Annotated in this window: 27 protein-coding genes and 1 pseudogene; 11 read left to right on the forward strand and 17 right to left on the reverse strand. The window is 44.1% G+C overall.

Annotated elements, in window-relative coordinates; genetic code table 11:
* Positions 1-11: 11 nt before the first annotated feature.
* Positions 12-1,214, reverse strand: a complete 1,203-nt coding sequence (locus tag BMX05_RS01305) for an HDOD domain-containing protein (protein ID WP_093308145.1) — start codon at positions 1,212-1,214, stop codon at positions 12-14.
* A gap of 163 nt (positions 1,215-1,377) precedes the next feature.
* On the reverse strand, positions 1,378-3,057 hold the full coding sequence (locus BMX05_RS01310; protein ID WP_093308146.1) for a ribonuclease J: 1,680 nt from the start codon (positions 3,055-3,057) through the stop codon (positions 1,378-1,380).
* Between the two features lie 302 nt (positions 3,058-3,359).
* Here BMX05_RS01310 and BMX05_RS01315 point away from each other — a divergent pair, with 302 nt between their 5' ends.
* From BMX05_RS01315 to BMX05_RS13010, 3 genes and pseudogenes are all read left to right on the forward strand, one after another.
* Positions 3,360-3,908, forward strand: coding sequence for a PAS domain-containing protein (locus BMX05_RS01315; RefSeq protein WP_093308147.1), 549 nt, complete (start codon positions 3,360-3,362; stop codon positions 3,906-3,908).
* 634 nt (positions 3,909-4,542) lie between these two features.
* A pseudogene (locus tag BMX05_RS13005) lies at positions 4,543-4,968 on the forward strand (methyl-accepting chemotaxis protein); the annotation flags it as partial.
* 111 nt (positions 4,969-5,079) lie between these two features.
* Complete coding sequence (locus BMX05_RS13010; RefSeq protein WP_449680498.1) at positions 5,080-5,418, forward strand: CZB domain-containing protein; 339 nt, start codon at positions 5,080-5,082, stop codon at positions 5,416-5,418.
* Positions 5,419-5,434: 16 nt separating this feature from the next.
* On the opposite strand, the gene BMX05_RS01325 is transcribed toward BMX05_RS13010, so the two are convergent.
* Together BMX05_RS01325 and hemH are read right to left on the reverse strand one after the other, a co-directional pair.
* Positions 5,435-5,896, reverse strand: a complete 462-nt coding sequence (locus BMX05_RS01325; RefSeq protein WP_093308149.1) for a DUF3429 domain-containing protein — start codon at positions 5,894-5,896, stop codon at positions 5,435-5,437.
* Between the two features lie 27 nt (positions 5,897-5,923).
* Positions 5,924-6,928 carry a ferrochelatase gene (gene hemH / locus BMX05_RS01330; protein ID WP_245710360.1) on the reverse strand — a complete coding sequence of 335 codons (1,005 nt, stop codon included), beginning with the start codon at positions 6,926-6,928 and terminating at the stop codon, positions 5,924-5,926.
* A gap of 115 nt (positions 6,929-7,043) precedes the next feature.
* On the opposite strand from hemH, the gene BMX05_RS01335 reads away from it, so the two are divergent.
* Positions 7,044-7,472 (forward strand): thiol-disulfide oxidoreductase DCC family protein, encoded by a 429-nt coding sequence (locus BMX05_RS01335; RefSeq protein WP_093308150.1) that lies wholly within the window; start codon positions 7,044-7,046, stop codon positions 7,470-7,472.
* A 77-nt stretch (positions 7,473-7,549) separates the two neighbouring features.
* On the opposite strand, the gene BMX05_RS01340 is transcribed toward BMX05_RS01335, so the two are convergent.
* The 13 genes from BMX05_RS01340 to BMX05_RS01400 all read right to left on the reverse strand — a co-directional run bounded on the left by BMX05_RS01340 (position 7,550) and on the right by BMX05_RS01400 (position 19,382).
* Positions 7,550-7,855 carry a DUF6482 family protein gene (locus BMX05_RS01340; protein ID WP_245710362.1) on the reverse strand — a complete coding sequence of 102 codons (306 nt, stop codon included), beginning with the start codon at positions 7,853-7,855 and terminating at the stop codon, positions 7,550-7,552.
* A gap of 271 nt (positions 7,856-8,126) precedes the next feature.
* Positions 8,127-9,302, reverse strand: coding sequence for a chromate efflux transporter (gene chrA / locus BMX05_RS01345; RefSeq protein ID WP_093308151.1), 1,176 nt, complete (start codon positions 9,300-9,302; stop codon positions 8,127-8,129).
* Between the two features lie 12 nt (positions 9,303-9,314).
* Complete coding sequence (locus tag BMX05_RS01350; RefSeq protein WP_093308152.1) at positions 9,315-11,126, reverse strand: GGDEF domain-containing protein; 1,812 nt, start codon at positions 11,124-11,126, stop codon at positions 9,315-9,317.
* Between the two features lie 262 nt (positions 11,127-11,388).
* Positions 11,389-12,495 (reverse strand): histidinol-phosphate transaminase, encoded by a 1,107-nt coding sequence (hisC, locus tag BMX05_RS01355; protein ID WP_245710364.1) that lies wholly within the window; start codon positions 12,493-12,495, stop codon positions 11,389-11,391.
* A gap of 83 nt (positions 12,496-12,578) precedes the next feature.
* Entirely contained in the window at positions 12,579-13,892 is a 1,314-nt protein-coding gene (gene hisD / locus BMX05_RS01360; RefSeq protein ID WP_093308154.1) for a histidinol dehydrogenase, read from the reverse strand.
* A gap of 26 nt (positions 13,893-13,918) precedes the next feature.
* Positions 13,919-14,572 carry an ATP phosphoribosyltransferase gene (hisG, locus tag BMX05_RS01365; RefSeq protein WP_093308155.1) on the reverse strand — a complete coding sequence of 218 codons (654 nt, stop codon included), beginning with the start codon at positions 14,570-14,572 and terminating at the stop codon, positions 13,919-13,921.
* A 22-nt stretch (positions 14,573-14,594) separates the two neighbouring features.
* Positions 14,595-15,857 (reverse strand): UDP-N-acetylglucosamine 1-carboxyvinyltransferase, encoded by a 1,263-nt coding sequence (gene murA, locus BMX05_RS01370; protein WP_093308156.1) that lies wholly within the window; start codon positions 15,855-15,857, stop codon positions 14,595-14,597.
* 57 nt (positions 15,858-15,914) lie between these two features.
* Complete coding sequence (locus tag BMX05_RS01375; RefSeq protein WP_093308157.1) at positions 15,915-16,172, reverse strand: BolA family protein; 258 nt, start codon at positions 16,170-16,172, stop codon at positions 15,915-15,917.
* 13 nt (positions 16,173-16,185) lie between these two features.
* Positions 16,186-16,533 carry an STAS domain-containing protein gene (locus tag BMX05_RS01380; RefSeq protein ID WP_093308158.1) on the reverse strand — a complete coding sequence of 116 codons (348 nt, stop codon included), beginning with the start codon at positions 16,531-16,533 and terminating at the stop codon, positions 16,186-16,188.
* A gap of 5 nt (positions 16,534-16,538) precedes the next feature.
* A complete protein-coding gene (locus BMX05_RS01385; RefSeq protein ID WP_093308159.1) occupies positions 16,539-17,183 on the reverse strand; it encodes an MlaC/ttg2D family ABC transporter substrate-binding protein in 645 nt (214 codons plus the stop codon).
* Positions 17,184-17,186: 3 nt separating this feature from the next.
* Entirely contained in the window at positions 17,187-17,657 is a 471-nt protein-coding gene (gene mlaD, locus BMX05_RS01390; RefSeq protein ID WP_093308160.1) for an outer membrane lipid asymmetry maintenance protein MlaD, read from the reverse strand.
* Positions 17,658-17,764: 107 nt separating this feature from the next.
* Positions 17,765-18,541: a lipid asymmetry maintenance ABC transporter permease subunit MlaE gene (gene mlaE / locus BMX05_RS01395; protein ID WP_245710366.1), complete on the reverse strand. Its 777-nt coding sequence runs from the start codon at positions 18,539-18,541 to the stop codon at positions 17,765-17,767.
* A gap of 43 nt (positions 18,542-18,584) precedes the next feature.
* Entirely contained in the window at positions 18,585-19,382 is a 798-nt protein-coding gene (locus tag BMX05_RS01400) for an ABC transporter ATP-binding protein (RefSeq protein ID WP_093308162.1), read from the reverse strand.
* Positions 19,383-19,704: 322 nt separating this feature from the next.
* Here BMX05_RS01400 and BMX05_RS01405 point away from each other — a divergent pair, with 322 nt between their 5' ends.
* From BMX05_RS01405 to BMX05_RS01435, 7 genes are all read left to right on the forward strand, one after another.
* Positions 19,705-20,661 carry a calcium/sodium antiporter gene (locus tag BMX05_RS01405; RefSeq protein WP_093308163.1) on the forward strand — a complete coding sequence of 319 codons (957 nt, stop codon included), beginning with the start codon at positions 19,705-19,707 and terminating at the stop codon, positions 20,659-20,661.
* Between the two features lie 66 nt (positions 20,662-20,727).
* On the forward strand, positions 20,728-21,705 hold the full coding sequence (locus BMX05_RS01410; protein ID WP_093308164.1) for a KpsF/GutQ family sugar-phosphate isomerase: 978 nt from the start codon (positions 20,728-20,730) through the stop codon (positions 21,703-21,705).
* 40 nt (positions 21,706-21,745) lie between these two features.
* The gene (locus BMX05_RS01415) at positions 21,746-22,318 is read left to right on the forward strand and encodes a KdsC family phosphatase (RefSeq protein WP_093308165.1); all 573 of its coding nucleotides are present in this window, start codon (positions 21,746-21,748) and stop codon (positions 22,316-22,318) included.
* Positions 22,319-22,367: 49 nt separating this feature from the next.
* Positions 22,368-23,021, forward strand: a complete 654-nt coding sequence (gene lptC / locus BMX05_RS01420) for an LPS export ABC transporter periplasmic protein LptC (protein WP_093308166.1) — start codon at positions 22,368-22,370, stop codon at positions 23,019-23,021.
* 74 nt (positions 23,022-23,095) lie between these two features.
* Positions 23,096-23,644 carry a lipopolysaccharide transport periplasmic protein LptA gene (lptA, locus tag BMX05_RS01425; protein ID WP_093308167.1) on the forward strand — a complete coding sequence of 183 codons (549 nt, stop codon included), beginning with the start codon at positions 23,096-23,098 and terminating at the stop codon, positions 23,642-23,644.
* A 20-nt stretch (positions 23,645-23,664) separates the two neighbouring features.
* On the forward strand, positions 23,665-24,408 hold the full coding sequence (lptB, locus tag BMX05_RS01430) for an LPS export ABC transporter ATP-binding protein (RefSeq protein ID WP_093308168.1): 744 nt from the start codon (positions 23,665-23,667) through the stop codon (positions 24,406-24,408).
* A gap of 51 nt (positions 24,409-24,459) precedes the next feature.
* Positions 24,460-25,923 carry an RNA polymerase factor sigma-54 gene (locus tag BMX05_RS01435; RefSeq protein ID WP_093308169.1) on the forward strand — a complete coding sequence of 488 codons (1,464 nt, stop codon included), beginning with the start codon at positions 24,460-24,462 and terminating at the stop codon, positions 25,921-25,923.
* The last annotated feature ends 54 nt before the right edge of the window (positions 25,924-25,977 follow it).

A 25,977-nucleotide genomic window follows, 5' to 3' on the forward strand; every position in this document is an offset into this window, starting at 1 on the left:
AAGCTATTTTTTTAAATACCTAACATATGGAACATTTCATCAAGCTGTTCTTGCGACTCTTGAATCAACTGAAGGCTGAGCTCAGGCGTCATAGAACCTTCTAGTGCCAGTTTACGAAAAGCGGGCACTTCATCCATACGTGGATATTGGAATTGCTCATTGGAACCAATCACACTATGTAACTTTGCAACAATCAGCACATCTCGATAATCAACTGCAGCTTGTACATCACTAGCAAACCACTGACAACCTTGTGCAATGGCATCAATCACTAGGGGTTCAAACTCCCAATGTTGTAAGACTTCAACCGCCATAGGGATATTCAAATCCTTAAGCAAGATAGCCATGTCCGCCGGAATTTCTTCTAGCTGATCTAAGTACATAAGTACAGGCAGCTCACCAATGTTGTGTAACAATCCAACGAGCAAGGCCGTTTCTGGATTCATATTCGCTCTTTGTGCTAAAAGCTGACACAAGGTGCCCACTTGAACGCTTTTACGCCAGCTTTCTTGCATCGCCAAGCGCGTTTCTTTATGACGCGCTTTAAACAACTGCTTCAATGAAAAACTCATCACCAGTTGTTTTGTGGTCGCTAGCCCTAAACGCATGACAGCATCATGACATCCATTACAAGCATGTCCACGTCGATAAATCGGGCTATTTGCGGTACGAATCAACTTGGTGACAATCGAAGGGTCCGTGTTGAGGACTTGCTCGACTTCAGCAACGTGCGCTTCACCTGTATTAATTAATTCACGCACTTTTAATGCGACCTTCGGTAAGCTTGGCAACCTAAACTGGTTAGAAGTTAAATCTTCCTGCAACTTGGTAAGCAATATATGGCTTGCTTGTGTTGGCTTACTTTGCGCATTACGTGTTTTAGCCACAATATCTTTTAAAGTTTCATTATGAATGACTAACAAACGGCTCGGTTGCAAAGCACTCACTTCATAAAAGCTGGGGCGTAAACGCGCAACACTCAAACGCGCATCATCCGAACCCGCTTTAATCTCCTTGTGCATACCATCTTCAGCCGTTAGCTGCAGACTGCCTTGCAAGAGAAAAAATTCATACGGGCTGTTAGAGCCTAGTGGCAACACGATATCGCCTTTTGCCTTGCAGGTGTAGGTTTTCAGATGCTTACTTAAAATGATTAGCTGGTCATCACTCAGTTGTGAAAACTGTTCAAATTGCTTCAAGCTGGATAGCTTCATAATAAAACCAGATGCTCCAGAAATCAGGCGGCTACACACAGCAACCAACCCCGGCCAGAATAGGAAGAAATTAAGCTTTGCAGCCTTAGAAAGTACCCTGCAAGCTAATTACAAAATGTTAGCATTTTGTTACATAAGTGTCATTAGCAAACAAACGTATTAATTAATTCAGTGACAAAATATGTACCTTGATGCGTGGTGTTTTCGCTAGAAAACGCTTGCACCAATTAAAGGTTAAGCGTTGTAAATGCCATTCCAACACACTTGGGGCGCTTTCTAATAAAGAAACTAATAAAGATTGGGTTAAGTGTTGGTGTAGATCTTGCTCTAATTGTGCAGTCACCGCCAATCCCCAAAAGTCAATTGCTAACACCTGCACATGTGGATTTGGCGTATGCTGGATCACTAAATGCAAATAAACCCCACCTTGCTGGCTTAGATTTTGCCGCTCACTTAAGTGCAGAGCATCTTGAGCAAATAATTGCTTACCATCAATTAACCAACGCCCTGCTTTATATTCACGTACTTTTCGTGGCGCACCTCGGCCTAAGGCTACCAGGTCACCATTATGGGGAATATAGGTATAAGTAATACCAGAAGCTTGTGCAACTTCCTGATTTTTGTGTTGATGTCGATACTCACCATGTACAGGAATCAAGGTACTTGGCTGTAACCATTGCAATAGCTGCATGATTTCTTCTTGTGCCGGATGTCCAGAAGCATGAATCGGGTGCTGACGCTCGGTCATTAAGATCATACCGCGCTTGAGTAGCTGATTATAAATTTTTTCTAATGCAAGCTCATTGCCTGGAATGACTTTAGAAGAAAACAACACATAATCACCCACTTCCAGCTCCAGTTCAGGATGTGTCCCTGCAGCTAAACGGGCCAAAGCCGAGCCTGGCTCCCCTTGGGAACCTGTGCATACAATAAGCTGTTCATGGGCAGGCAAATACCCTAAATCACGTGCAGGAATCGGTGCAGGCATACCTTCTAAATACTGATTAGCCTTGGCTGCTTGATAGAGTCTTTGCATAGTGCGCCCAAGCAAAGTAATTTTTCGCCCCGTCGCCTGTGCCACTTGACCAAGGGAGTACATACGCGCAATGTTGCTTGCAAAGCAGGTTACAACCACACGCCGATCTAATTGGGAAATCACCTGTTTTAATCCAGTTTGCACTTCTGCTTCTGAACGACTCCAACCAGCATTTGGCGCGTTCGTTGAATCACAGACCAAAGTGTCTAAACCTGCAGCACCAATTTCTTGTAAGCGCTGACTTGCGGTTAAAGCACCCACAACAGGGGCAGCATCTAGCTTCCAATCTCCTGTATGTAATAAGGTATGCTCGGCAACTTTTAAATAAATAGAATGCGCTTCTGGAATTGAGTGTGTCACAGGCACCCATTCGACTTGGAAACCTGCCAACTGATACTGTGTCAATGGCTTAATAAGCTGCAAATCTAACTCAGACAAATCCGCAAATTGCGTCCAACGGTCACGAATAAGATGCGCAGTAAAAGGTGTGGTATAAATAGGACAACGCCATTTAGACCATAACCAAGGGATTGCTCCTATATGATCCTCATGCCCATGCGTGATTACCAAGGCTTGCGGACGTATCTTCACTTCCTCCAATCCGCTAATATCAGGCACCCATTGATCTACTCCGGGAATACCTCTAGCAAAACCTAAACCACAATCAATAGCTAGCCATTGATCCTGATATCCATATAAAGCTAGATTTCCACCAATTTCACCTGCGCCCCCTAAAGGCAAAAATAACAGGGGCGCGGGCGGTGTCCGCCTAATTTGTACTTGTGCGATTGAAGAAGCTTGATTCACAGGTTTAAATTCCTAGTCTAATCCTTGGGGAGCAGGCACGACCTTGTGTAGGTTTCACCCAAGCCACACATTGCTCATTGGTTTACCCTTGGTACCTAGTGACTTAGTGAATGGATAGTTTCTTACCAAGGAGGCTCTGTTTTCAATAGGATACCATGAGCAAGATCATCTTTTATTGCCTGCAAATGATATAGGCTGTGGCTTTTGCACTTGATATCTAGGCGTTCGTTGCTAGAAGCTGTTAAGCTTCATTAACAAAATATCTTAAAGGTCTGACATCTTGAGTATTAGGGCTTCATCATATGCCACATTTTGTCCATGGACGCTCACAGCCTAGAGAACATCAGGTTTATTTACCGAAAGACGAGCTTATCATTTCCAAAACAGATACAAAAGGATGCATTACTTATGCAAACCGCACCTTTATGCGTATTTGCGGATTTGCAGAACATGAATTACTTGGACGGCCTCATAATCTTATTCGCCATCAAGATATGCCACGCGGTGCTTTTCGTTTAATGTGGCAAACACTCAAACAACAAAGTGAGTTTTTTGCATTTGTAAAAAATCGCACTGCAGCCCATGATTATTATTGGGTTTTTGCTAATATTACTCCGGACTTTGATAATCAAGGCCAATTAAAAGGCTATTTTTCTGTACGTAGACAAGCTAATCCACAAGCTTTAAATTTAATTATCCCGCTGTACCAGCAAATGTGTGTGCTAGAACAGCAAAATGATAAGGCACACGCGCCTGATGCTTCCATTCGTTGGTTAACACAAAAGATCGTCGATACAGGATATAGCGACTACACCCAGTTCGTTTTAGCCTTGCAAGGGGAGCTTGCCTGAGACAGCTAAAACATCGAAGACGAGCTTATTTCTTATGTTCAAAAAGCAAAGCACTTCAAAAGGTTCTCCTCTATTGCTTGCACGCTTTGGTCTTGTGTGCGTTATCTTTTGTATTTGCAGTTGGGCAACGGCCCTTATTTCTATGGTGCGTTTTGGTTTAGATCCTATGCTTTTTGGTCCTCCAATATTAGCCAGTCTTTTTGCTTTTTATGCTTGGCACCAAGCGCATCGCCCAGTCAAAACACTGGATAATATTCATCAGGCTTTGGAATTTGCCTGCCAAGGCATCTTACATGTACGTATTACCCAGACACCCAAATTAGGTGAGATTGGTAAAGTCAGCTGGCAGTTAAATGATTTTTTAGATTTAGTAGAAACTTACTTTAAAGAGATCAATGCCGCATTTCATGCCGTCTCTCAAGGCCAATTTAATCGTCATGCCTTGTCTTTGGGTTTGCCAGGTGAATTCGCACGCTCTTTAAAAAATATCAATGTTTCCATTCAGGCAATGCAAGAAAACCATAAATTCACTGAGCAAAATCGTTTTGCATCTGCCTTACATGAGCTCAATACTGAGAATCTACGAGCTAACTTACAACGCAATCAACAAGATTTAATTTCTATCAGCGAGTATATGTCGCAAATCGCGCAAGTCTCTGCCAACAATGCACAAGATGCCGATTTAAGCCGACGTTCTGCAGAAGATATTTTGCATGCATTGCAAGATATTAGTTCTGGGCTTTCCAATGTTGACCAGTCTGTCACTGAGCTGCACGCTAACAGTAATCAAGTCACGACTTCGTTACAGCTGATTACAGACATTGCTGATCAGACCAACCTGCTTGCGCTCAATGCCTCTATCGAAGCGGCTCGGGCTGGCGAGCAAGGTCGTGGATTTGCAGTGGTTGCAGATGAGGTTAAAAATCTTTCGTTAAAAACCAAACAAGCTGCGGGCACGATAGAAGAGGTGCTGCACAATTTCCAACAGCAAGTCGGGCAAATTTTAGAAACATCACGCAATACACGCCAACAATCTCAACAAATCCTGGTAGAAGTTCAACAGTTTCACCAACGCTTTGTAGCCTTTGCTGAAACCGCGAATACAACGATTGAACAGGTTGAATTTATCAAAGATAAATCTTTCGGCTCTTTAGTCAAAGTCGATCATATTATTTATAAGCAAAATGGCTATGCCGCTTTGGCCAAGCAGGAAACGGATACAGATCTAGAATCGCGCATTAAAATTGATCACACACAATGCCGCCTAGGACATTGGTATTATGAAGGCAACGGCTTCCAGCATTTCAAACATACTAGCCACTATGCCCGTTTAGAAAAACCACATCGTTGCATTCATGAAGGCATCCAGCATGCCTTAACCAAGGCCCACCAATACCCAGTTGATGTGGAATATTTAATGAGCCTAATGCGTGATGTAGAAGCCTGTAGTGATCAAGTATTAGACACTATTGATCACATGATAGGAGAGCATCATCAGGCTTGCGCCTAGTATAGATTAAGGGAAGTTATACTATCCAAAAGCGCATCAACATCCCCAGATGACACGCAAGCACAACTAAAGTTAAACGGGTACGTAACTGTAAATACCAAGCAGGTACCCGTTTACGGCTTGCAGGCAAACGCTCATACCACCAAGTTAATACAAAACCAATGGCCAATACCCAAAGCCCCTGTTCTTCATCAAGCAATAACGCTGGCCAAGCTAAAAGACTTGGGGCCATACTTAAAATCAGACGCTGCAAAGTATCCGGTGATAAAGGATTTTGCGAATCTCTTAAGGCAAGTCCCCAGTGAATCCCACCCAGAAAGCTCAAAATGATGGCAGCATAGAAAAGAAACGCATGCAAACTCCATACTTGCCAGAGCTGGGTTCCCCAAAACATGGCTAAAGTCAGCACGAAAGGCAAGATACCTGCATAGCCCAGATTTTGGGCTAAACGTTGGCGTCCATCCGGTATTTGTGTCATCTTCGCACCCTCCTATCAAATCAGCACTTACCAACCTTGCGTATGTGTTTGTACTAGCTCGGTTAACAAGTCCATATGTTCAGGGCGTGCATTGAGCGCTGGGATATATGCATAAGCTTGGCCACCATGCTTTAAAAATAATTCTCGGTTTTCTACCTGAATTTCTTCCAAAGTTTCTAAACAATCGGCTGCAAATGCAGGGCAAATCACATCCACACTGTGCACACCATCACGTGCCCATTGCTTAAGGCTAGCATCTGTGTAAGGTTTGACCCACTCCTCGCGTCCAAAACGTGATTGAAAACTGCATAAATATTCATCCGTACTCAGTTGTAACGCCTGCGCAAGTAACTCAGCCGTTTTACGACATTGCGCAGCATAAGGATCCCCTTTGTCTGCATAGCGCTCTGGAATACCATGAAAAGACATCAACAATTTTTGTTTGCGTCCATGTTCTTGCCAATGCTGACGTACAGAAGCGGCTAAAGCTTCAATGTAAGCAGGATGCTGATGATAATCACGCACCCAACGCATCTGTGGCAAGTGAGGACACTTTTGTAAACCCCGTGCTAAACGATCATATACCGCCCCAGTGGTCGAAGATGAAAACTGAGGATATAAAGGTAAAATCAATAAGTTACTGACACCTTGTTGACGTAAAGCACGCCCTGCCGCTTCCATGCTCGGTTCACCATAGGTCATTGCAAGCTCAACAGGAATCTTTTGCCCATAAGCTTGCTGTAACGCCTCTGTTAAAGCGGCCGTTTGCTGGCGGCTAATTGCCAATAAAGGAGACCCTTCTGGTGTCCAAATACTTTGGTAAGCCTTAGCCACTTTACGTGGACGCACACGCAAAATGATCCCATGCAGGATTAACCACCATAGAGGGCGCGCCATATCCACCACTCTTACATCCGCTAAAAACTCTGCCAAATAAGTACGCACAGCTTCTGGTGTAGGTGCACTAGGTGTACCTAAATTGACCAAAAGCACACCAAAAGGCGGTGGTGTCATCTTGACTGATTCACTCATAGGGAAATTCCTTGCTTACGACTTGTCAGATAGAAACTATTCGCTAGATTATACAAAAAATGTACATCTAGCATATACTTTTCATTATGTATAAGTTTGATAGAGGTAAAACCTGATGCCAACCCCTAGGCTGCCACAAGAAGTTTTCTGCGCACAAGCTGATTTAAGCTTGTTCTTTGACGGTCAATGCCCTTTATGCCGACGAGAAATTCACTGGCTACAACAAAAAAATCTTCCTGTGCATATTGCCTACATTGATATTAGCACTGAGGATGTTCAGCAAACGCTAGGGATAGACCAATATCAAGCCATGATGCGTGTTTTGCACGTACAAGATGCCAAAGGTAATTGGTATTTAGGCATGGATGCCAGCCGCTATTTGTATCGGCAACTTGGTTATACGACTTGGATTGCCTTAAGTGAGCTGCCTTTACTGCGCCAGCTATGTAATCTTGCTTATGCTATTTTTGCGCGCATACGCCCTTACTTGTCGCTAGGATCTCGGTGTACACAAGGCAGTTGTCGTTGGGGAGGGAAAAAATGAGGTGTAATACGTACATCTAGCCCATCAAAAAAGCAAGCTAGCCAGCCTCTAGGAGCTAAGCTAGCTAGCGGATTCACTTAAAAGCTTAATGGCATATGGGAGACATGGGGCGCATGATAAGTCGGCATACGCCCTATCATTTCATCATTTGCAACATGCTGGACAAGATAAGCCCGTGAAATACCATGACGACGCAACTCTTGATACACCTCATCCAAGCTACGAAATACCATAGGCTTATTACGCAAGCTACTAAGCACAAAAGCTTCATCATCATATTGGATTTGTACTTGATAATAACGGCTTGCTGCATGAGTGAGCACATGAACTTCGAAGTCTTCACCACGTTTCGCTAAACGCTTTAATTCAGAACAATGCATCATCTCTTTAACCTTCCTTCATTCTTATTCGCTTCGATTATGATTTTCTCGGGGTAGTGGCTTGATCACCCTAGTGTTATACATCGAGCGTCCCTCCTTAACTTACACAAGGAGTCCTGAATCCGAATAAAGTTCCCTTAGTAGAGAAGCTTAGCGCCAGGGAATCGATGCACTGCAAGCCGCTTAAATTAAGCATGGACCCTATTGTCAGGGATACAGGCTTGCAATTTGATGACATTTTTCTATGACTTTGATGGCAGCGAGTTAAGAGCCATCATAAGACAAGATAACCAATCCCTGCTCCCAAGATGACCAAACTTAAAGGAGAGATCTGATTAAAATGTAACAGTAAAAAAAAGATAACACCTAAAGCAAGTTCGCGGCTAGTGTTAATTGCGTGTGTAAAAATTGGATCATACAAGGCAGCAAGCAAAATACCTACCACGCCCACGTTGATTCCCATTAAAGCTGCTTGCACTAAGGCATTTTTTTGCAAGATCTGCCAATAAGGTAAGATGCCATATAATAATAGAAAAGAAGGTAGAAAAATCGCAAATAAAGCAATGAATCCGCCCTGTATTCCCTGTAGATGGGTACCAACAAAAGCTGCAAAACTAAATAAAGGACCTGGCATAGCTTGTGCGCCTGCATATCCAGTTAAAAACGTTTGCTCACTTATCCAACCTGTTTCTACTACTTGTGATTCCAGCATGGGTAATACCACATGCCCGCCACCAAATACCCAAGTACCTGCATAATAAAATGCATTAAATATTTGCAATTCTTGCACAGCAAAAGTCTGCGTTAACCAAGGCAAAGCAAGTAACAAACAAAAAAATAAACCCAGCGCCAATTGTGCACCTAGCTTAGGGATGTGTAGCGCTAAGCGTGTCGATTTTTTTGTCTCTTGATGCTCTTGATAAATCCATATTCCCCACAGCCCCATACCAGCTAATAAAATCAATGGATGAATTTGTATTAACCATAAAGTCAAAGTAGTGACCAATAACATCCAACGTCTTGGCCTATCTAAACAAAATTGTCGTGCCATTGCCCAAACAGCTTGCGCAACCACAGCAAAAGCCACTAGATGTAGTCCTGCTACAACACCTTGATAAGTAGCCGAATCTGCTAAAATCTCCGTGGCTAACGCATACATAAGTAAAGCTGAAGGTGCCGTAAACCCGACCCAAGCGATAAGCGCACCGATAAGCCCTTTCTGTTGCAACCCTAAAGCAAAGCCGACTTGACTGCTGGTCGGACCGGGTAAAAATTGGCATAGGGCAACCAAATTTGCATAAGCTTCTTCCGTAAGCCAAACACGTTTTTGCACAAATTCCGCTCGAAAATACCCAAGATGTGCGGCTGGTCCCCCAAAAGAGGTGCAACCTAAACGTAAGAAAATCCAAGCTAATTGGATTAAATTAGGCGACTGTTCTCGCGCTTGCATCTTTTTCCTCCTCTAATTTGCTAGCGCTTTTGCTGTGTCTAGATGGTATGTAGGCGGACACATCTCAGAAGGAGGAAAGATAATTTGCATTTTGTGCTGAGTTTGTAAAACAACACAATTACCTTGTGTGCTTTTAGCTTTGTGTTTGACATGACTTAAATGACTTGATAACTCATGTGCATTATTAACACTTAATGTATCTGCCTGAATGGCTGCCACTGAAATACTAATCAGCGGAAAAAATCGCTCTTGGCCATAACGGTCACACGTCATAATACCGCCGGCTTTTTGATGCTCTTGCGTATACAGCCCACAGATACGACGACTAAAATCTTCTAACATATCAGCAAGGCGTGTTTTCCAATCTGGGCTAGAATACACAACAATAAAATCATCTCCACCAACATGTCCAACAAAATCTTTATTTGGGCAAGCATATTTTTTCAACAAACTCGCCACTAACAATAAAACCTCATCCCCTTTCGCATAACCATATACATCATTAAAAGGTTTAAAGCTATCTAAATCTAAATAGGCCACCACACAGGATTGCGCTTGTTTAATTCTTTGCTCAATACATGCTTGAATGGGCACATTACCTGGCAGCATAGTTAAAGGGTTGGCATGCTGTGCACTTTTTACTTGTAAGTCAGTAATTTTTTTCAAAAGATCAATTACTTGACCCACACCTAAATACTCCTCCTCATGGGTAATAATAAAATCATCTTCCAAATATTCACGCACACGGCTCGTCACTAACTGGCTTACCTGTTCTAAACGTGTGTTCTTTTCTACACAAAGTGGATGAGATTCCATTAACTGGGAAATAGGTTTTTTACCAAATAATTCCTGCCCAAAAGGTCGAGTCAATTGATTAAATAAGCGTGCACGCACCACTAAACCAAGGGGGCGCTTATGCGCAATGACAGGTAAGGAATACCAATCTGGGTGTTGATGAAAAATTTCTGCTACCTCAGCTACCGTCATTTGTGGATGCACTGGAGTGACCTCGTGTACAAGGACAGCAGCCAGTTCTTGCTCACCATAAGCGGTAATATCAGCTCGTTGTTCTTGTTCAGGTAAGCAAAAGGTCAGGCGTCTTTGCGGTGTCGGTTGTGGACGTGCAAAGTAATAGCCTTGCATATAATCAACACCCAAATCGCGTAAAGTAATATACTCTTCCTGAGTTTCTATTCCTTCAGCAATTAATTGACTACCCACTGCGCGAGCAATTTCCACAATAAAACGCACAAAATCTCGTTTTACTTTGTCTTGATGAATATGGTTGACAAAATGACGGTCTACTTTGACATAATTCGGTGAAAGTTCAGACCATAAACGCAAGCTTGAATAACCAGTCCCTAAATCATCCAAAGCAATCGCAAACCCCATGTCTTGATAATGGCGCACAGCATGACGCATTAAACTAAAATCATGCATGGGAGTGTGCTCAGTCAGTTCTATGACCACTTGCTCAGGTGTCATTTGATAATTTTTTAATAAATCTAAGGTTTGCCCAGATCTATGATCTGCTTGTAATAAAGTATCTGGGGTCACATTAATAAATAACTTTCCTTGTAATTGTTGACGTGTAAAAGATTCTATTGCTTTTTGTCGGCAAGCATTTTCCAAGGCAAACAAGCAGTGTTTTTGTCTTGCTTCATCAAATAAACGCATAGGCGCATGTAAGCGGCTGTCAGAAGGACCTCGGCTTAGCGCTTCAAAAGCAACGACCTCTTGACTACTTGATTCAACAATAGGTTGAAAAAAAGTAGAAATAAGTTGACGCTTAATAATGGTAAAAATATCGTTATGATCAATCATACTGACCTACCGCGCTGCCTGAAGCACCCTGTATGTTAACAAGGAGGTCTTGAGAGATAGAGGCCACTGCCGCTAAACATTCCTTTTTAGCTCAGTGTGCCAAGAGGTTACTAGATGAAGACTTGCTGATTCTCTAGCTTAAGATAAGACTTCAATTAGTCTATTGAAACAGTAAAGAATGACAGAAATAAGACACTCATAACGGCCAAAAATACCCACTTGCTAGCACCCTAATGCACTAGCAAGTGTCTGTTTGTTGTGTTTAGTCTCCTTGGGCAAGCACAGATGCAAAAGCCTGTAGAAATATTTGATTTTCTTCCGCTGTACTGACACTAATACGCAAACAATTGTGTAAAAGTGGATGCGCACCATCGAGACATTTAATAAGAACGCCTTTTTCTTTTAATTTTTGGAAAATCACACCTGCCTGTGCCATACGAATTAAAATAAAATTAGCTTCGCTTGCGAAGACTTCTATCTCAGGATGCAAATCAATTAATGCTTGAGACAAGATTTCACGTTGCTGGCGGATTTGCTGGCACTGCTCTTTTAAGATATCAAAATAATTCAGTGCAAGTACTGCACTGGCTTGTGTCAGCGTATTAATATTATAAGGTAAACGCAGTTTCTCAATTTCATTAATCCAAGCCGGTGCCCCCACTAAAAAGCCTAAACGCAATCCAGCTAAGCCGACTTTAGATAAAGTGCGCATGACCACTAAGTTTGGATATTTTTCTAACCAAGGTAAATAATCTGCATCCGTGAAAGCAGTATAAGCTTCATCCAATACCACCAAGCCTTGCGCTGTTTGTAAAATTTCTGCGATTGCTGCTTCACCGTATAAATTGCCTGTTGGGTTATTTGGTTGTGCAAGGAAAATTAATGCCGGCTGGTGGGTACGGATTTGTGTCAACATGCTTTGCAAATCCAGACTAAAGTCTGTATTTAAAGGTACGCCGATATAATCCATTCCTACAAAGGTCGCAATCATTTTAAACATCACAAAACTAGGCTCAGGTGCCAATACACTACGTCCAGAACCTGCAACTGCAAGCGCTAACAATTGAATAATTTCATCCGAACCATTCCCTAACAAGATCTCCCAGTGATCTCCAATAGCGAAAGCTTGACGCAGTTTTTGCTTAAGTTCTTGGGCATCTGCTGCTGGATAACGGTTGATAGCCACTGCCTGTAGCGCTTGTTGCCACGCTTGTTGCATATGTTCATCGGCAGGCCAAACATACGGGCTTTCCATCGCATCTAGCTTTAACATCCCTTGCGCATTTGGAACAGGATAAGCATTTAAAGCCTGAATTTCAGGACGTACCCAAGTATTTGCATAGTCTTTAGCTGATTTTTGCATTGTCATCTTCTCTCATATTTTCATGGCACAAACAAAAACGCAGAACCCTGGCGAGCTCTGCGTATTCGGTTTTAATGGGGCTGCATATTTTACGACTGATTTTTTATCCGATATTCAGCAGAGCGGGCATGTGCACTTAGATGCTCGCCACGTGCTAATACAGAGGCAATCTGCCCTAGCTCATGTGCACCCTGCGCGGAACACATAATCAGAGAGGAACGTTTCTGGAAGTCATAAACGCCTAAAGGGGAAGAAAAACGTGCCGTACCTGAGGTGGGTAACACATGGTTAGGGCCTGCGCAATAGTCTCCCAATGCCTCGGCGGTATAGCGTCCCATAAAAATTGCCCCCGCATGACGCACAGAAGGCAACCAAGCTTGCGGATCTTCTACAGATAACTCTAAGTGCTCAGGTGCAATACGATTAATGATTGTCACTGCTTCTTGCTGATCAGCCACGTGAATTAAAGCGCCACGTTGCTGTAAAGAAGTACGAATAATCTCTGCCCGTTCCATTGTCGGCAGTAACTTTTCAATGCTTGCACTGACTTGTTCAATAAAGTCTGCATCCCAAGAGACCAGAATGGATTGCGCATCCTCATCATGTTCTGCCTGTGAAAACAGATCCATTGCAATCCAGTCTGCAGGAGTTTGCCCATCACACACCACAAGAATTTCTGAAGGACCTGCAATCATATCGATGCCTACATGGCCAAACACCATGCGTTTCGCGGTGGCCACATAAATGTTGCCAGGGCCAACAATTTTATCCACAGCTGGCACACTTTCAGTACCATAGGCTAAAGCAGCCACTGCTTGGGCTCCACCGATGGTAAAGACACGCGTTACACCCGCCAAACAAGCAGCAGCCAATACCAATTCATTTAACTCACCTTTTGGTGTGGGCACGACCATGATAATTTCTTGTACGCCAGCAACATGAGCGGGAATCACATTCATTAAGACGGAGGAAGGATAAGCGGCTTTTCCCCCAGGAACATAGACACCAACACGATCCATCGGAGTAATTTGCTGACCTAAAAGGCTGCCATCCACTTCCTGATATTGCCAAGAGGTCTGCTGTTGACGTTCATGGTAAGCACGCACCCGTTGCGCAGCGGCTTCTAAAGCTTGACGCTGGTTTGCTGGCAAGGTATCCAAAGCAGCTTGCAAGCGTGCTTGTGGTAATTCTAGCTCAGCAAAACTCGTCGCAGGCACTTGATCAAATTGCTGCGTATATTCTAAAACCGCTCGATCCCCTTGTGTGCGCACCCGATGTAGAATTTCACTCACCCTATGCTGCACATCTTGATTAGAGACACCTTCCCAAGCCAGTAAATGATCCAGCTGGCGGTTGAAATCGGCTTGTGTGCTGACTAAACGTGTAATTTCGAAGTTAGACATAGGTGAGTGATCTCTCTTGTTAAGGCTCACTGAGATTTTGCTTGTGTACGTGCAGCAACACCCGCTTGTAAACGCTCAATTAACGGATGAATCAGCTGGTGTTTGATTTTCATAGAGGCTTGATTGACAACGAGGCGAGTGCTGATATCTGCGATTAATTCGCGGGGTTCCAAGCCATTGGCTCTGAGCGTATTACCTGTATCGACAATATCGACGATCTCGTCAGCCAAACCCATTAAAGGTGCCAGTTCCATAGCACCATACAGCTTAATCAAATCAACTTGAATACCTTGCTGCGCATAATAGCTTTTTGCTAAGTTCACAAACTTAGTCGCCACGCGACGACGACTTGCAGGGGCTGTTTGTCCTTTAATCCCTGCTGTCATAAGTTTGCAAGTTGCGATCTGCAAGTCTAAAGGTTCATATAAGCCAGCGCCTCCATGTTCTAAAAGAACATCTTTACCGGCCACCCCAATATCTGCCGCTCCTAATTGCACATAAGTCGGCACATCCGTCGCTCGGATGACAATCAGACGGACATAAGGCAAATTGGTTGCAAAAATGAGCTTGCGGCTTTTTTGTAAATCTTCTGCTGGTTCAATCCCAGCATCCGCAAGTAATGGGAGTGTATCCTCTAAAATGCGCCCTTTTGACAGCGCTAAAGTCAACATTGATGACATGCGATAACCTAGTGATGATATTTTATACGGGAATGCGGCGAATTTTAGCACCTAAAAGCTGCAATTTTTCTTCAATGCATTCATAACCACGGTCAATGTGATAAATGCGGTCTACGCAAGTTTCCCCATCAGCAACTAAAGCAGCAATCACCAAGCTGGCTGAGGCACGTAAATCCGTTGCCATCACAGGTGCTGCTTTCAAGCTTGCAACCCCACGAATAATCGCAGTATTACCTTCCACACGAATATCTGCACCCATGCGCTGCATTTCATTGACATGCATAAAGCGGTTTTCGAAAATGGTTTCGATGACCGTACTCACACCATCGGCAATTGCATTCATAGCAACAAATTGTGCTTGCATATCTGTAGGAAACCCAGGATAAGGCGTGGTTTTTAAGTTCACCGCACGCGGACGTCGTCCTTGCATATCCAGTTCAATCCAATCAGGCCCTGTATTCAGATGTGCACCGGCTTCTTCCAGTTTCAGCAAAACCGCATCCAAAATATCAGGGCAAGTTTGCCGCAAGCGAATTTTTCCTTGTGTGGCTGCGGCTGCGACCAAATAGGTCCCTGTTTCAATACGGTCTGCCACCACCTTGTATTCGCAACCTTTTAAGCTAGGCACACCATCAATAATCAAGGTATCTGTCCCATGACCTTGAATCTGTGCCCCCATTTGAATTAAGCAGTGTGCTAAATCAACCACTTCAGGTTCGCGTGCGGCATTTTCTAAGATGGTACGCCCTTCAGCAAGCGTTGCCGCCATCAGGAGGTTTTCTGTCCCTGTGACCGTAACCGTATCAAATACCCAGCGAGTACCGCGCAAACGGCCAGCTACTTCTGCTTTAATATAACCTTCTTCAACGCGGATGTTCGCGCCCATCGCTTCTAAGCCACGAATATGCAGATCGACAGGACGGCTACCAATAGCGCAGCCACCTGGCAAAGACACTTCAGCACGCCCAAAATGCGCTAATAGGGGACCTAGCACCAAAATAGAAGCGCGCATGGTTTTTACTAATTCATACGGCGCGCAGCAATCACGAATGGTACGCGCATCTACTTCAAGACGCATTTTTTCATCAACCGTTGCCTCGATACCCATGCGCCCAAGCAAGGAAATCATGGTGGTCACATCATGCAAATGCGGCAGATTAGAAATAGTCACAGGCCCATCGGCTAACAAGGTCGCGGCAAGAATCGGTAAAGCTGAGTTTTTCGCTCCCGAAATCCAAATTTCACCATCTAACGGGCGACCACCTGTAATCAGCAATTTATCCATGCATACCCTTTATTTATTCAAATGGACACCCAAACATAGGTCAATTTTGGCTTGCAATTAGCCGACTTGCAGATGTTGCGCATTTTGCCATTGTTCTGGCGTATAGGTTTTGATGGTTACAGCATGAATAGCACCTGAGGCGATTTCTTCTTGCAAACCAGCATACACATATTGTTGTTTTTTCACTGGCATTTTAAGCTCAGTAAAGACGTCGCCTACAGCAGTGATTGCAAACTTACTGCCTTCACCTTGTACATAAAAATCACAGGCAGGTAAACGTGTGCTTAATAAATCACGCACTTGATCCGAGGTCATGGAGGTTCCTCTCTTAGGTTAAATCATCTTTTTTGTAGGCTTCAGGCTGAATACGAAAAGCCGCATGCAGATCAGAAATATCGATAAAACGCATGAGCTCTTCACTGATGGCTGTCACTTCTAACTGCGCATTGACACTTTGGCAGACACGTTGCCAAGCAAGCAATAAAGCCATGGCAGGTGAGCCACCACGCGCGCGCGCTAGGTTCAGTGTATATTTTTGCCGTGCTTGAGGCTGCCAAGCCTGGCTAAGGGGCACTAGGTTATCAAAACCTATCTCCCCCTGCACCTCTAAGCTGTGCTTATGTTGACAAACAAGGGCAGCTTTCGCGTCTTTATATAACAAGGTGGGCGCATCCATATCGGTTAATCTTGTGCTTGATCAAGGTTAACCGCTGGATTCCAACCGGCAATCACTGCATCAAAGTCGCGGTTTTGCTCGCGCATAGCCTGATCAAATTGACTATTAAAAGTGAGCCCCAAATTAATTCCATTAACCACAAGGTTAATAATTTGCCATTGGCCTTGTTTATCTTTGCGAAGTGTAAAACTTAAAGGGTAATTTTGTCCTGACTGGGTTTCTACCTGCATATCGACCATATCTTGATCTGGATAGCGGCGTTCTTGATTCAAAGCGGGTAACAACTTAATGGTTTTGTATTCAAACCCTATCAGACCTTGGGTAAAAGTCCGCACGATACTTTGCTGGAAGACTTGCGCAAAGGCTGTACGCTGTTCGGGTGTCGCGGCACGGAAATATTTCCCCATCACCCGCGCGCTGATATAACGAAAATCTACGTAAGGCTCTAATCCTTGGCTCATCTGTTGATATAAGGTCTCTAAACTTTGTGCTTGAGCTTGGTGCGCATCCAAGATACTAAGAATTTCTTGTACGCCAGCTTCAACCAAAGCACGAGGTTCAGCAGCCTCTTGTGCATAAGCTGGCAGCCAGCAAGTACTGAGCAGAAGCAGCAAAACCATTTTGACTTTATGGAAGTTCATTAAGCGCATGAGTTAATCCTTAGTTGCATTAATAATAAATTGATTGACCAAGTCTTCGAGCACTAAAGCCGATTGCGTATCACGCAGTACATCCGCATCTTGCAAAGTCTCCTCTTGCGCTCCAGGTGTCAAGCCGATGTAATTTTCACCCAAAAGACCGGAAGTTAAAATCGCTGCTGAAGTATCTTGACTCAGCTTACCTAAAAGTTCGCGTTTGACTGCCAAAGTCACTTTCGCTTCATACCATTGGGTGTCTAGTTCAATCGCTGTCACACGTCCAATGGTGACACCTGCCATCGTCACTTTAGAACGTGGCTTGAGTCCACCGATATTAGAAAAGTTGGCATACAAGGTAAAATAATCATCAGATTTATTATTAAGCGTCAACCCGCTGACTTGTAGTGCTAAAAAAATCAGCGCAAACACACCTGCCAACATAAAAGCGCCAACACTTAGTTCCAGAGTTTTATTTTGCAATGCCATTTCGATCTCGTTATGTAATAGGAGAGCACAAAGCCTAAGGTCAGCATACCAAGCAGCTCATCTTCCTTTAGGCTGGAGTTTGGGCACAGATGCATCTTGAATAAAAGCTACAAACTACCAAACATCACTGCGGTTAATACAAAGTCTAAACCGAGTACGACAAGAGAGGAATACACCACGGTTTTAGTCGTCGCACGGCTGATACCTTCTGAAGTTGGGACCAGATCATACCCTTGGAACACGGCGATCCAAGTCACCGCTAGCGCAAATGCACAACTTTTGATCACACCGTTGATGATATCTTCACGAAAATCAACCGTGGCTTGCATATTGCCCCAATAAGCCCCAGCATCAACGCCAAGCCAATCAACCCCGACCAACATGCCACCCCAAATACCCACAAGGCTAAAAATCAAAGTCAGTATAGGTAAGGCAATAAAGCCTGCATACAAACGCGGTGCCACAATGCGCTTGAGTGGATCAACGCCGATCATTTCCATACTCGATAATTGTTCTGTTGCTTTCATCAAACCGATTTCTGCCGTTAACGCAGAACCCGCACGACCGGCAAATAATAAAGCCGCCACAACAGGTGAAAGCTCACGGACGAGGGTTAAAGCAACCATCTGTCCTAGCGCATCTTCTGTGCCATAATCGACGAGGATGGTGTAGCCTTGTAGGCCAAGGACCATACCAATAAACAAGGCAGACACTAGGATAATAATCAGTGAGAGCACACCAACAAAATACAATTGACGTATCAAAAGATGCCAAGCTTCCCAAGATTTAGGAAAACCCTGAATCCCTTGAACGACAAATAAGCCAGAACGCCCTAAGGCTCGAGTAAAAGCCAGTCCAGAACGCCCCCAGTGTACAAGATTCACGCGCGTTTGATCTCCTTTGGTTAACAAGAACGCACCGGCGTCTCTATCGATGATAGATATCATCAAGTAGGCTAGGCGCTGGATAATGGAAAGGAACAGGGCCATCCGGCAAACCTTGAATGAACTGACGCACTTGCGCCCCCTGATGCTGTTTTAAAGCTTCAGGCGATCCGTGTGCAATCAAACGTCCACCAGCAAGCACGTAAACATCGTCTGCAATCGATAAAGTCTCATCAATATCATGAGAGACAATAATAGATGTCAAGCCTAGTGCATCATTTAAACGCTTAATCAACTGCACCAACACCCCCATAGAGATAGGATCCTGACCTGCAAAAGGCTCGTCATACATAATCAAACGCGGATCTAGGGCAATAGCACGCGCCAAAGCGACACGGCGTGCCATACCGCCGGAAAGCTCAGAAGGCATAAGATCACGTGCGCCACGTAAACCGACAGCTTCTAGTTTGAGCAATACAATATCGCGGATCATAGATTCTGGCAGATCCGTATGTACACGCAGCGGGAAAGCGACATTTTCAAATACACTTAAATCAGAAAACAAGGCGCCACTTTGAAACAACATGCCCATTTGCTTACGCATAGCAAACAAGGCAGGACGCTTTAATTGGCTTACTTCATGACCGGCCACTTTTACCGATCCTTGGTCTGGTAAAAGCTGACCCCCAATTAAACGCAATAAAGTAGTTTTACCTGTCCCTGAAGGCCCCATAATCGCTGTGATACGTCCTGGCTGTACTTGCAGGCTAATATCATCAAAGATGGCGCGTGAACCACGATGAAAAGACAGATGTTGAATATCAACCAAAGGTTCTGACATGCTAGAGGCTCTCAGTACAGCAGAAAAGAGATAAAAAACGAGCTTGCATAATAAACACCTAAACCTCAGTCAACAATGCCTAAAATCTTAAGGTCTAGGCCAAAATTGCACTTTGATACATTTACTTGCTTAGGTTTACGATTTTTGAGACAGGAGGACACAGGTCGGTTTTTTATAGCGGAAAGAAATTCCCCTCTAGGCGCTTAGTGTCCTTTGGCTTTAATATAGATGGCGTAGGCTTACACAATTTCTTAAATATGCGTTATACGCATCTTCTTTTGGTTAGCCCCTTGATTTATTTTGATCCTCTAGGAGTAATTCCATGTTATATGCACTGCTAGCCTTGGCTGCAGGCTTGCCTCTGTTGATTTGGAGCGCAGATCGCTTTATTGGTGGCGCTGCCGCTACTGCACGCAATGCAGGGATGTCGCCCTTACTTATTGGTATGACCATTGTATCCATTGGCACCTCCGCCCCAGAAATTTTAGTTTCTACCATGGCCGCTTTCGAGGGCAATGGTGGTCTTGCTATCGGCAATGCCTTAGGCTCCAACATCGCCAATATTGGCCTTGTGCTTGGAATTACCGCACTGATCGCCCCAATTCCTATCAATCGTCAATTGATGAATAAGGAAGTGCCTTTACTGCTTGCGGTAACCTTACTTGCAGGTTACACCCTTTACGATGGCGTTCTGACACTCATGGATGCTGTCTTATTATTCGCGGCTTTAGGTGTCACTTTATGGTTGCTCTTTCGTAATCCTGATGTCTTAGAAGCTAATGAGGACGACGAAATTCCGGATTATACCCCACGTCAAGCATGGATTTGGCTGGTTATTGGTTTAGTCCTTTTGATTGCCAGCTCTCGTTTACTAGTTTGGGGTGCAGTGATTATTGCCCAAGAACTTGGCGTGAGTGATCTTATTATTGGCTTAACCATTGTTGCCATAGGTACCAGCTTGCCAGAGCTTGCCGCCAGTGTCGCCAGTGCATTAAAAGGCCATCATGATATCGCGATTGGTAACGTCATAGGCTCTAACACCTTTAATCTGCTAGCGGTGTTACCGATTCCTGGGTTAGTTGCACAAACCAGTTTTGAAGCAGCTGCTTTTAGCCGTGATTATCTGAGCGTTTTCATCCTGACAGCTCTCTTGGCTATCTTTCTATTATGGCGACGCCACACGCGTCTGACACGCTTTGAGGGTTTTACCTTCGTTGGTATCTATATCGCCTACCTCGCTTGGCTATACCGTGATACCCTATATCCTGTTGTGAACTAACGCCCTTCCGAGAGAAGAAGCACGCCTTCTTCTCTCCTTGATCTGATCGGATATTCGAGCTTATTCATGTCTGTTGATCCCGATGCACTTTTAGCCAGCGCCTTACGTACGTTACGTATTGAAATACAAGCACTAGAAACTTTAAGCACACGCTTTGATACAGGTTTCACACAGGCTTGTTACTTGATGAGTCAATGCCAAGGACGCGTTATCTTAATGGGCATGGGCAAATCTGGGCATATTGCACGCAAAATTGCGGCAACTTTGGCCAGTACAGGTACACCAGCGTTTTTTATTCATCCTGCAGAAGCCAGTCATGGTGATATGGGCATGGTCACAGCACAAGATGTGGTGTTGGCCCTTTCTAATTCAGGAGAAACCGCTGAGATCACCCTCCTGCTGCCTTTATTAAAACGCTTACAAATCCCTGTAATTGCTTGTACAGGACAAGCCGATTCTACGCTCGCACGCCAAGCGGATGTTCATCTGGATGTCAGCGTGCCCCAAGAAGCTTGCCCGCTAAATTTAGCGCCGACTGCGAGCACGACGGCTGCTTTAGTTATGGGTGATGCCTTAGCCATTGCCTTATTAGAAACCCGTGGGTTTAGTGCAGAAGATTTTGCTTTTTCACATCCTGGTGGCAGTTTAGGACGGCGTTTACTGTTGAAAGTCAAAGATATCATGCATCAAGGCGAGCGCATCCCACGTGCCTTGCCCCATTGGCCCCTCAAGCAAGCACTGATCGAAATCTCGCGGCAAGGCCTAGGCTGTGTTTGTGTGCTAGATACCCAAGATCATCTCATAGGCATTTACACAGATGGCGATCTCAGGCGTACGCTCGATCAGGATCTAGACTGGCACCAACTCACACTCGCCCAAGTAATGAGTGCCTCACCAAGCACTATCCATCCAGAAGCTTTAGCGGTTGAAGCTTTAAATCTCATGCAAAGCAAAGGCATTAATGCCTTACCCGTTGTTAATCAGCAACAGCAATTAGTTGGGGCGCTCAATATGCATGATTTACTTAGTGCCGGTGTTTTCTAAATAAAATACGTCTGCTTCTTTTCTATTTTGGAGCCAAGATATGACCTCAGCTTCCCCTTATCCAAGCGCAGAAAGTCCCTTATGGGCACGCGCACGCGCTATCCGCTTATTAGCTTTAGATGTTGATGGTGTTCTCACCAATGCGGGCTTAGACTTTCATCTAGATGCACAAGGCCAAGTCTATGAAACCAAAAGTTTTAATGCGCTCGATGGCCAAGGGCTTAAACTAATTCAGGCAAGCGGTATTCAAGTGGCTTGGATCAGTGGTAGAAGCTCGGCACTTGTTGAACACAGAGCCAAAGCCCTAGGTATTGCGCACTTGTATCTAGGACGCGAAGATAAACTTGAAGTCCTTAAGCACCTTGCTCAACAACTTGCCTTGGACTGGTCTGCAATTGCTTATTGCGGTGATGATTTACCAGACATTAGTGCTATTCGCAAAGCGGGATTAGGCTTAAGTGTGCCCAATGCACCCAGTTATGTATGTCAGCAGGCAGATTACATTACACAAGCCACAGGCGGACAAGGTGCCGTACGGGAAATCTGCGACTGGCTCCTACAAGCACAGGGGACTTGGCAAGCTGTGTTACACCACCATACTTACGGGGTGTAATAGGTGATCATTTTTGATCTTAGCCTGTTTGCATAAGGGAAGTTAGCCGGTGATTTTCAAACGTCATACGAGTTTAAAGTTGCGCCGTACTTGGCAAACCATGCGCCAAAACTTGTCTAAGTACACAAGCTCTTCTTGGTTAGGCTTGCTGGGTTTGATTGCTTTAGGCATTTTGGTATGGCTGATGCAAGAAACCCACTATAGTCCGCCAGAAACAGCGCTTCCTAATGCACAGGGTGAACCTGATTACTATCTGGAAAATGCACGCCTTACCTTGTTTAATGCACAAGGACAAGCACAACACCAGATTTTTACTCCTAAACTTACGCATTACCCACAGACACAAAACGTACACCTTGCACAACCCCAAATGCTCACCTTAGATCAAAAAGGATCGCAATGGCAGTTACTCGCGCAACAAGCCTATTATAACGAGGCGCAGCAAGATCTGAGGTTAGAGGGGAATATCTTACTGACGCAAACAGAAAGTCAGCTGAGTATCCAACTACAAGCACTCCAGCTTGATCTTGAGCAGGGCCTCGCTTACAGTGAGCACGCACTTAGGCTACTGCAAGGTAACGTATGGGAGTTAAACGCTCAAGGTATACAACTCGATTTGAACACCGGCAATGTCACACTACCTGCTCAAGTACGAGCGCATTACCAAACAGCACCTAAGCAGCCTGAACCAACCCAAGAATAAGGTGCCTTTTCGGTCTTCCTAAACTATAACACTCAGTTCAGCAAAAACGTCTTAGGCGATTCGAGGACTCAAAGATGTTAATACCGAAAAAACTCTTACTCTCTTTGATATGTACGTTAGCAGCCGCTAACGTTTGGGCACTTCCTGAAGATCAACAAGCTCCGATTGAACTAGAAGCCAATCGTTTGCAATGGCAACAAGAAGCAGGAATCGCCACCTACTCTGGTCAAGTCCGCATTCGTCAAGGCAGCTTGCAAATTCAAGCCGATCAAGTCCAAGTTGTACGTTCTACACAAGGCGGTATTGCCTCTTTACGCGCCAGTGCAACCAAGGATCAAGAGCTGCACTTTCAATACCAACCCACGCACCAAGATCCTAGCGTGCATGCTTATGCGCAGATTCTAAAATATGATACACAGGCGCAAAAAATTATTTTGCAAGGGCAAGCGCGTTTGCAACAAGGTGCGGATACCTTTACCGGTGAATACATAGAATATGATTTAAAAAACCGCAATATTCTCGCGCAAGGGCAAAAAACCAGTCCAGATCAGAGTGACCAGCGTGTCCGCATTATTTTGCATCCTAATGCACGTCCATCGACTTCCTCTCAACCTTCAGAATAATGCCAGATTCGAGAGCCTCCATGCCTGATACCTCCGCCTATACGCAGTTAAAAGTCGAGCACTTAGCCAAAGCTTATAAAGGCCGCCAAGTGGTGCAAGATATTTCCCTCAGTGTACATCAAGGGCAGGTTGTCGGCTTACTTGGCCCCAATGGCGCAGGCAAAACCACTTCTTTTTATATGATCGTCGGCCTAATTAAAGCCGATAGTGGTAAAATTTGGCTGCAGGACCGGGATATTAGTGATTTACCCATGCATGGGCGTGCACGTGCAGGCTTAGGTTACTTGCCGCAGGAAGCTTCTGTATTTCGTAAATTAAGTGTTTATCAGAATATTTTAGCTATTTTAGAACTCAACCCACAATTATCAAAAGCACAACGCCACCAAAGCACCCTAGATTTACTAGCAGAATTTAATATCCTGCATATTAAAGATTCTTTAGGGATGAGCTTATCTGGTGGTGAAAGGCGACGTGTGGAGATTGCCCGTGCTTTAGCGGCAAACCCCAGCTTTATTTTGTTAGACGAGCCTTTTGCTGGGGTAGATCCTATTTCAGTTAATGATATTAAACATATTATTATCAAGCTACGTGAAAAAGGTATTGGCGTGTTAATTACAGATCACAATGTACGCGAAACCCTTGATATTTGCGAACAAGCTTTTATTGTTAGTGAAGGTTGTATGATTGCCTCTGGCAGCCCGCAACAGATATTAAGCAATGCACGAGTGCGTGAAGTCTATTTAGGTGAGCACTTTAGATTATAAACTCAGGGAATAACCTAAGTTGATTCACAATTAAAGGATTGAGCACCTAAAATGAAACCAACCTTAGAATTTAAATTAGGCACTCAGCTGGTGATTACTCCCCAGCTTCAACAAGCAATTCATTTATTGCAATTGTCTACTCTGGACCTTCAAAACGAGGTGCAAGCAGCTTTAGAAGCCAATCCTTTGCTAGAAAGAGAAGAAGAACAAGAACTTTGGGATCCCAGCCAACAAGATCAACAACCTAAGGAAACACCTACCGCAAACGAGGTACAGACAGAAAACACCACTGAAGAGTGGCGTGAGACTCCAGAACTCACGTTTGATACTAGTTGGGATGATATCTATAGTGAATCCTCATATATGACTTCTGGTACGTCAGATGAGGAAATACAGTTTGAAAATAGCGCACAGGAATCTTTAACAGACCACTTACGCTGGCAGCTCAACATGAGCTTACGCGATAGTAAAGAATATTTGATTGGTGAATTTCTTATTGAAAGCCTAGATTCTGACGGTTATTTGCGTGAGTCATTAGAAAATTTAATTCAAAGTTTTAAAGATCTACACCCACAATATGCCGACCTTGAACTACAAGACATAGAAAACATCTTGTACAAAATACAGCTCTTTGAACCAACAGGTGTCGGAGCACGCGACTTGCGTGAATGCTTACTGATTCAGCTTGCTTCTTTACCACAAGACACCCCTTACATAGAAGCTAGTTTACAATTAGTTGATCAGTATCTATCCGCACTTGCACAGCATGATTATAAATTAATTATGCGCAGATTACGTTTATCTGAAGCCCAACTCAAAGCAGTGATCTACCTGATTCAAGCACAAAACCCCAGACCTGGCAGCCAGATAGGGCAAGCAGGTACTGAATATATTACGCCAGATTTAATTGTAAAGCGTGCTTATGACCAATGGGTTGTGGAATTAAATCCTGAAGCGGCGCCTAAATTAAAGATCCAGCCCTATTATGCTAATTTAATTCAACGTTCTGATACAAGTGATACCAACACATATTTAAAAGAGCAATATCGTGAAGCCCAGTGGCTATTAAAAAGCTTACAAAGCCGCTATGATACTTTATTAAAAGTAGGGCGTACTCTGATGCAATATCAGCAAGCTTTCCTTGAACAAGGGGAAATTGCGATGAAACCTCTGATTTTACATGATATTGCTGAGGTTTTAGGGATGCATGAATCTACTATCTCGCGGGCAACCACCCATAAATATATTCATACCCCTAGAGGCATTTTCGAGCTTAAATACTTCTTTTCCAGCCATTTAAGTACCCAAGGTGGTGGTGAATGTTCTTCCACAGCGATACGCGCACGCATTCGCGAACTCATCGCACAAGAATCTCCTAAAAAACCACTTTCTGACAGTAAACTTGCCGATCTTTTGCAACAAGAAGGAATTCAAGTGGCTCGACGTACCATTGCTAAATATCGTGAAGCCCTTAATATTCCAGCATCCAGTGAGCGTAAACGTTTATTTAAATAAAGCTGACATTCTTAGGTTGAGTATTTTGCCCATTACCAGTATTCTAGGCGCTCG

Source organism: Allopseudospirillum japonicum (assembly GCF_900108915.1).
Classification (GTDB): domain Bacteria; phylum Pseudomonadota; class Gammaproteobacteria; order Pseudomonadales; family Halomonadaceae; genus Pseudospirillum; species Pseudospirillum japonicum.

Excerpts from the sequence above, each read along its gene's own strand:
- BMX05_RS01305 (WP_093308145.1), bottom strand. The coding sequence starts at position 1,214 with ATGAAGCTATCCAGCTTGAAGCAATTTGAACAGTTTTCACAACTGAGT.
- BMX05_RS01315 (WP_093308147.1), top strand. The coding sequence starts at position 3,360 with ATGCCACATTTTGTCCATGGACGCTCACAGCCTAGAGAACATCAGGTT.
- BMX05_RS01325 (WP_093308149.1), bottom strand. The coding sequence starts at position 5,896 with ATGACACAAATACCGGATGGACGCCAACGTTTAGCCCAAAATCTGGGC.
- hemH (WP_245710360.1), bottom strand. The coding sequence starts at position 6,928 with ATGAGTGAATCAGTCAAGATGACACCACCGCCTTTTGGTGTGCTTTTG.
- BMX05_RS01335 (WP_093308150.1), top strand. The coding sequence starts at position 7,044 with ATGCCAACCCCTAGGCTGCCACAAGAAGTTTTCTGCGCACAAGCTGAT.
- BMX05_RS01340 (WP_245710362.1), bottom strand. The coding sequence starts at position 7,855 with ATGATGCATTGTTCTGAATTAAAGCGTTTAGCGAAACGTGGTGAAGAC.
- chrA (WP_093308151.1), bottom strand. The coding sequence starts at position 9,302 with ATGCAAGCGCGAGAACAGTCGCCTAATTTAATCCAATTAGCTTGGATT.
- BMX05_RS01350 (WP_093308152.1), bottom strand. The coding sequence starts at position 11,126 with ATGATTGATCATAACGATATTTTTACCATTATTAAGCGTCAACTTATT.
- hisC (WP_245710364.1), bottom strand. The coding sequence starts at position 12,495 with ATGACAATGCAAAAATCAGCTAAAGACTATGCAAATACTTGGGTACGT.
- hisD (WP_093308154.1), bottom strand. The coding sequence starts at position 13,892 with ATGTCTAACTTCGAAATTACACGTTTAGTCAGCACACAAGCCGATTTC.
- hisG (WP_093308155.1), bottom strand. The coding sequence starts at position 14,572 with ATGTCATCAATGTTGACTTTAGCGCTGTCAAAAGGGCGCATTTTAGAG.
- murA (WP_093308156.1), bottom strand. The coding sequence starts at position 15,857 with ATGGATAAATTGCTGATTACAGGTGGTCGCCCGTTAGATGGTGAAATT.
- BMX05_RS01375 (WP_093308157.1), bottom strand. The coding sequence starts at position 16,172 with ATGACCTCGGATCAAGTGCGTGATTTATTAAGCACACGTTTACCTGCC.
- BMX05_RS01380 (WP_093308158.1), bottom strand. The coding sequence starts at position 16,533 with ATGGATGCGCCCACCTTGTTATATAAAGACGCGAAAGCTGCCCTTGTT.
- BMX05_RS01385 (WP_093308159.1), bottom strand. The coding sequence starts at position 17,183 with ATGCGCTTAATGAACTTCCATAAAGTCAAAATGGTTTTGCTGCTTCTG.
- mlaD (WP_093308160.1), bottom strand. The coding sequence starts at position 17,657 with ATGGCATTGCAAAATAAAACTCTGGAACTAAGTGTTGGCGCTTTTATG.
- BMX05_RS01400 (WP_093308162.1), bottom strand. The coding sequence starts at position 19,382 with ATGTCAGAACCTTTGGTTGATATTCAACATCTGTCTTTTCATCGTGGT.
- BMX05_RS01405 (WP_093308163.1), top strand. The coding sequence starts at position 19,705 with ATGTTATATGCACTGCTAGCCTTGGCTGCAGGCTTGCCTCTGTTGATT.
- BMX05_RS01410 (WP_093308164.1), top strand. The coding sequence starts at position 20,728 with ATGTCTGTTGATCCCGATGCACTTTTAGCCAGCGCCTTACGTACGTTA.
- BMX05_RS01415 (WP_093308165.1), top strand. The coding sequence starts at position 21,746 with ATGACCTCAGCTTCCCCTTATCCAAGCGCAGAAAGTCCCTTATGGGCA.
- lptA (WP_093308167.1), top strand. The coding sequence starts at position 23,096 with ATGTTAATACCGAAAAAACTCTTACTCTCTTTGATATGTACGTTAGCA.
- lptB (WP_093308168.1), top strand. The coding sequence starts at position 23,665 with ATGCCTGATACCTCCGCCTATACGCAGTTAAAAGTCGAGCACTTAGCC.
- BMX05_RS01435 (WP_093308169.1), top strand. The coding sequence starts at position 24,460 with ATGAAACCAACCTTAGAATTTAAATTAGGCACTCAGCTGGTGATTACT.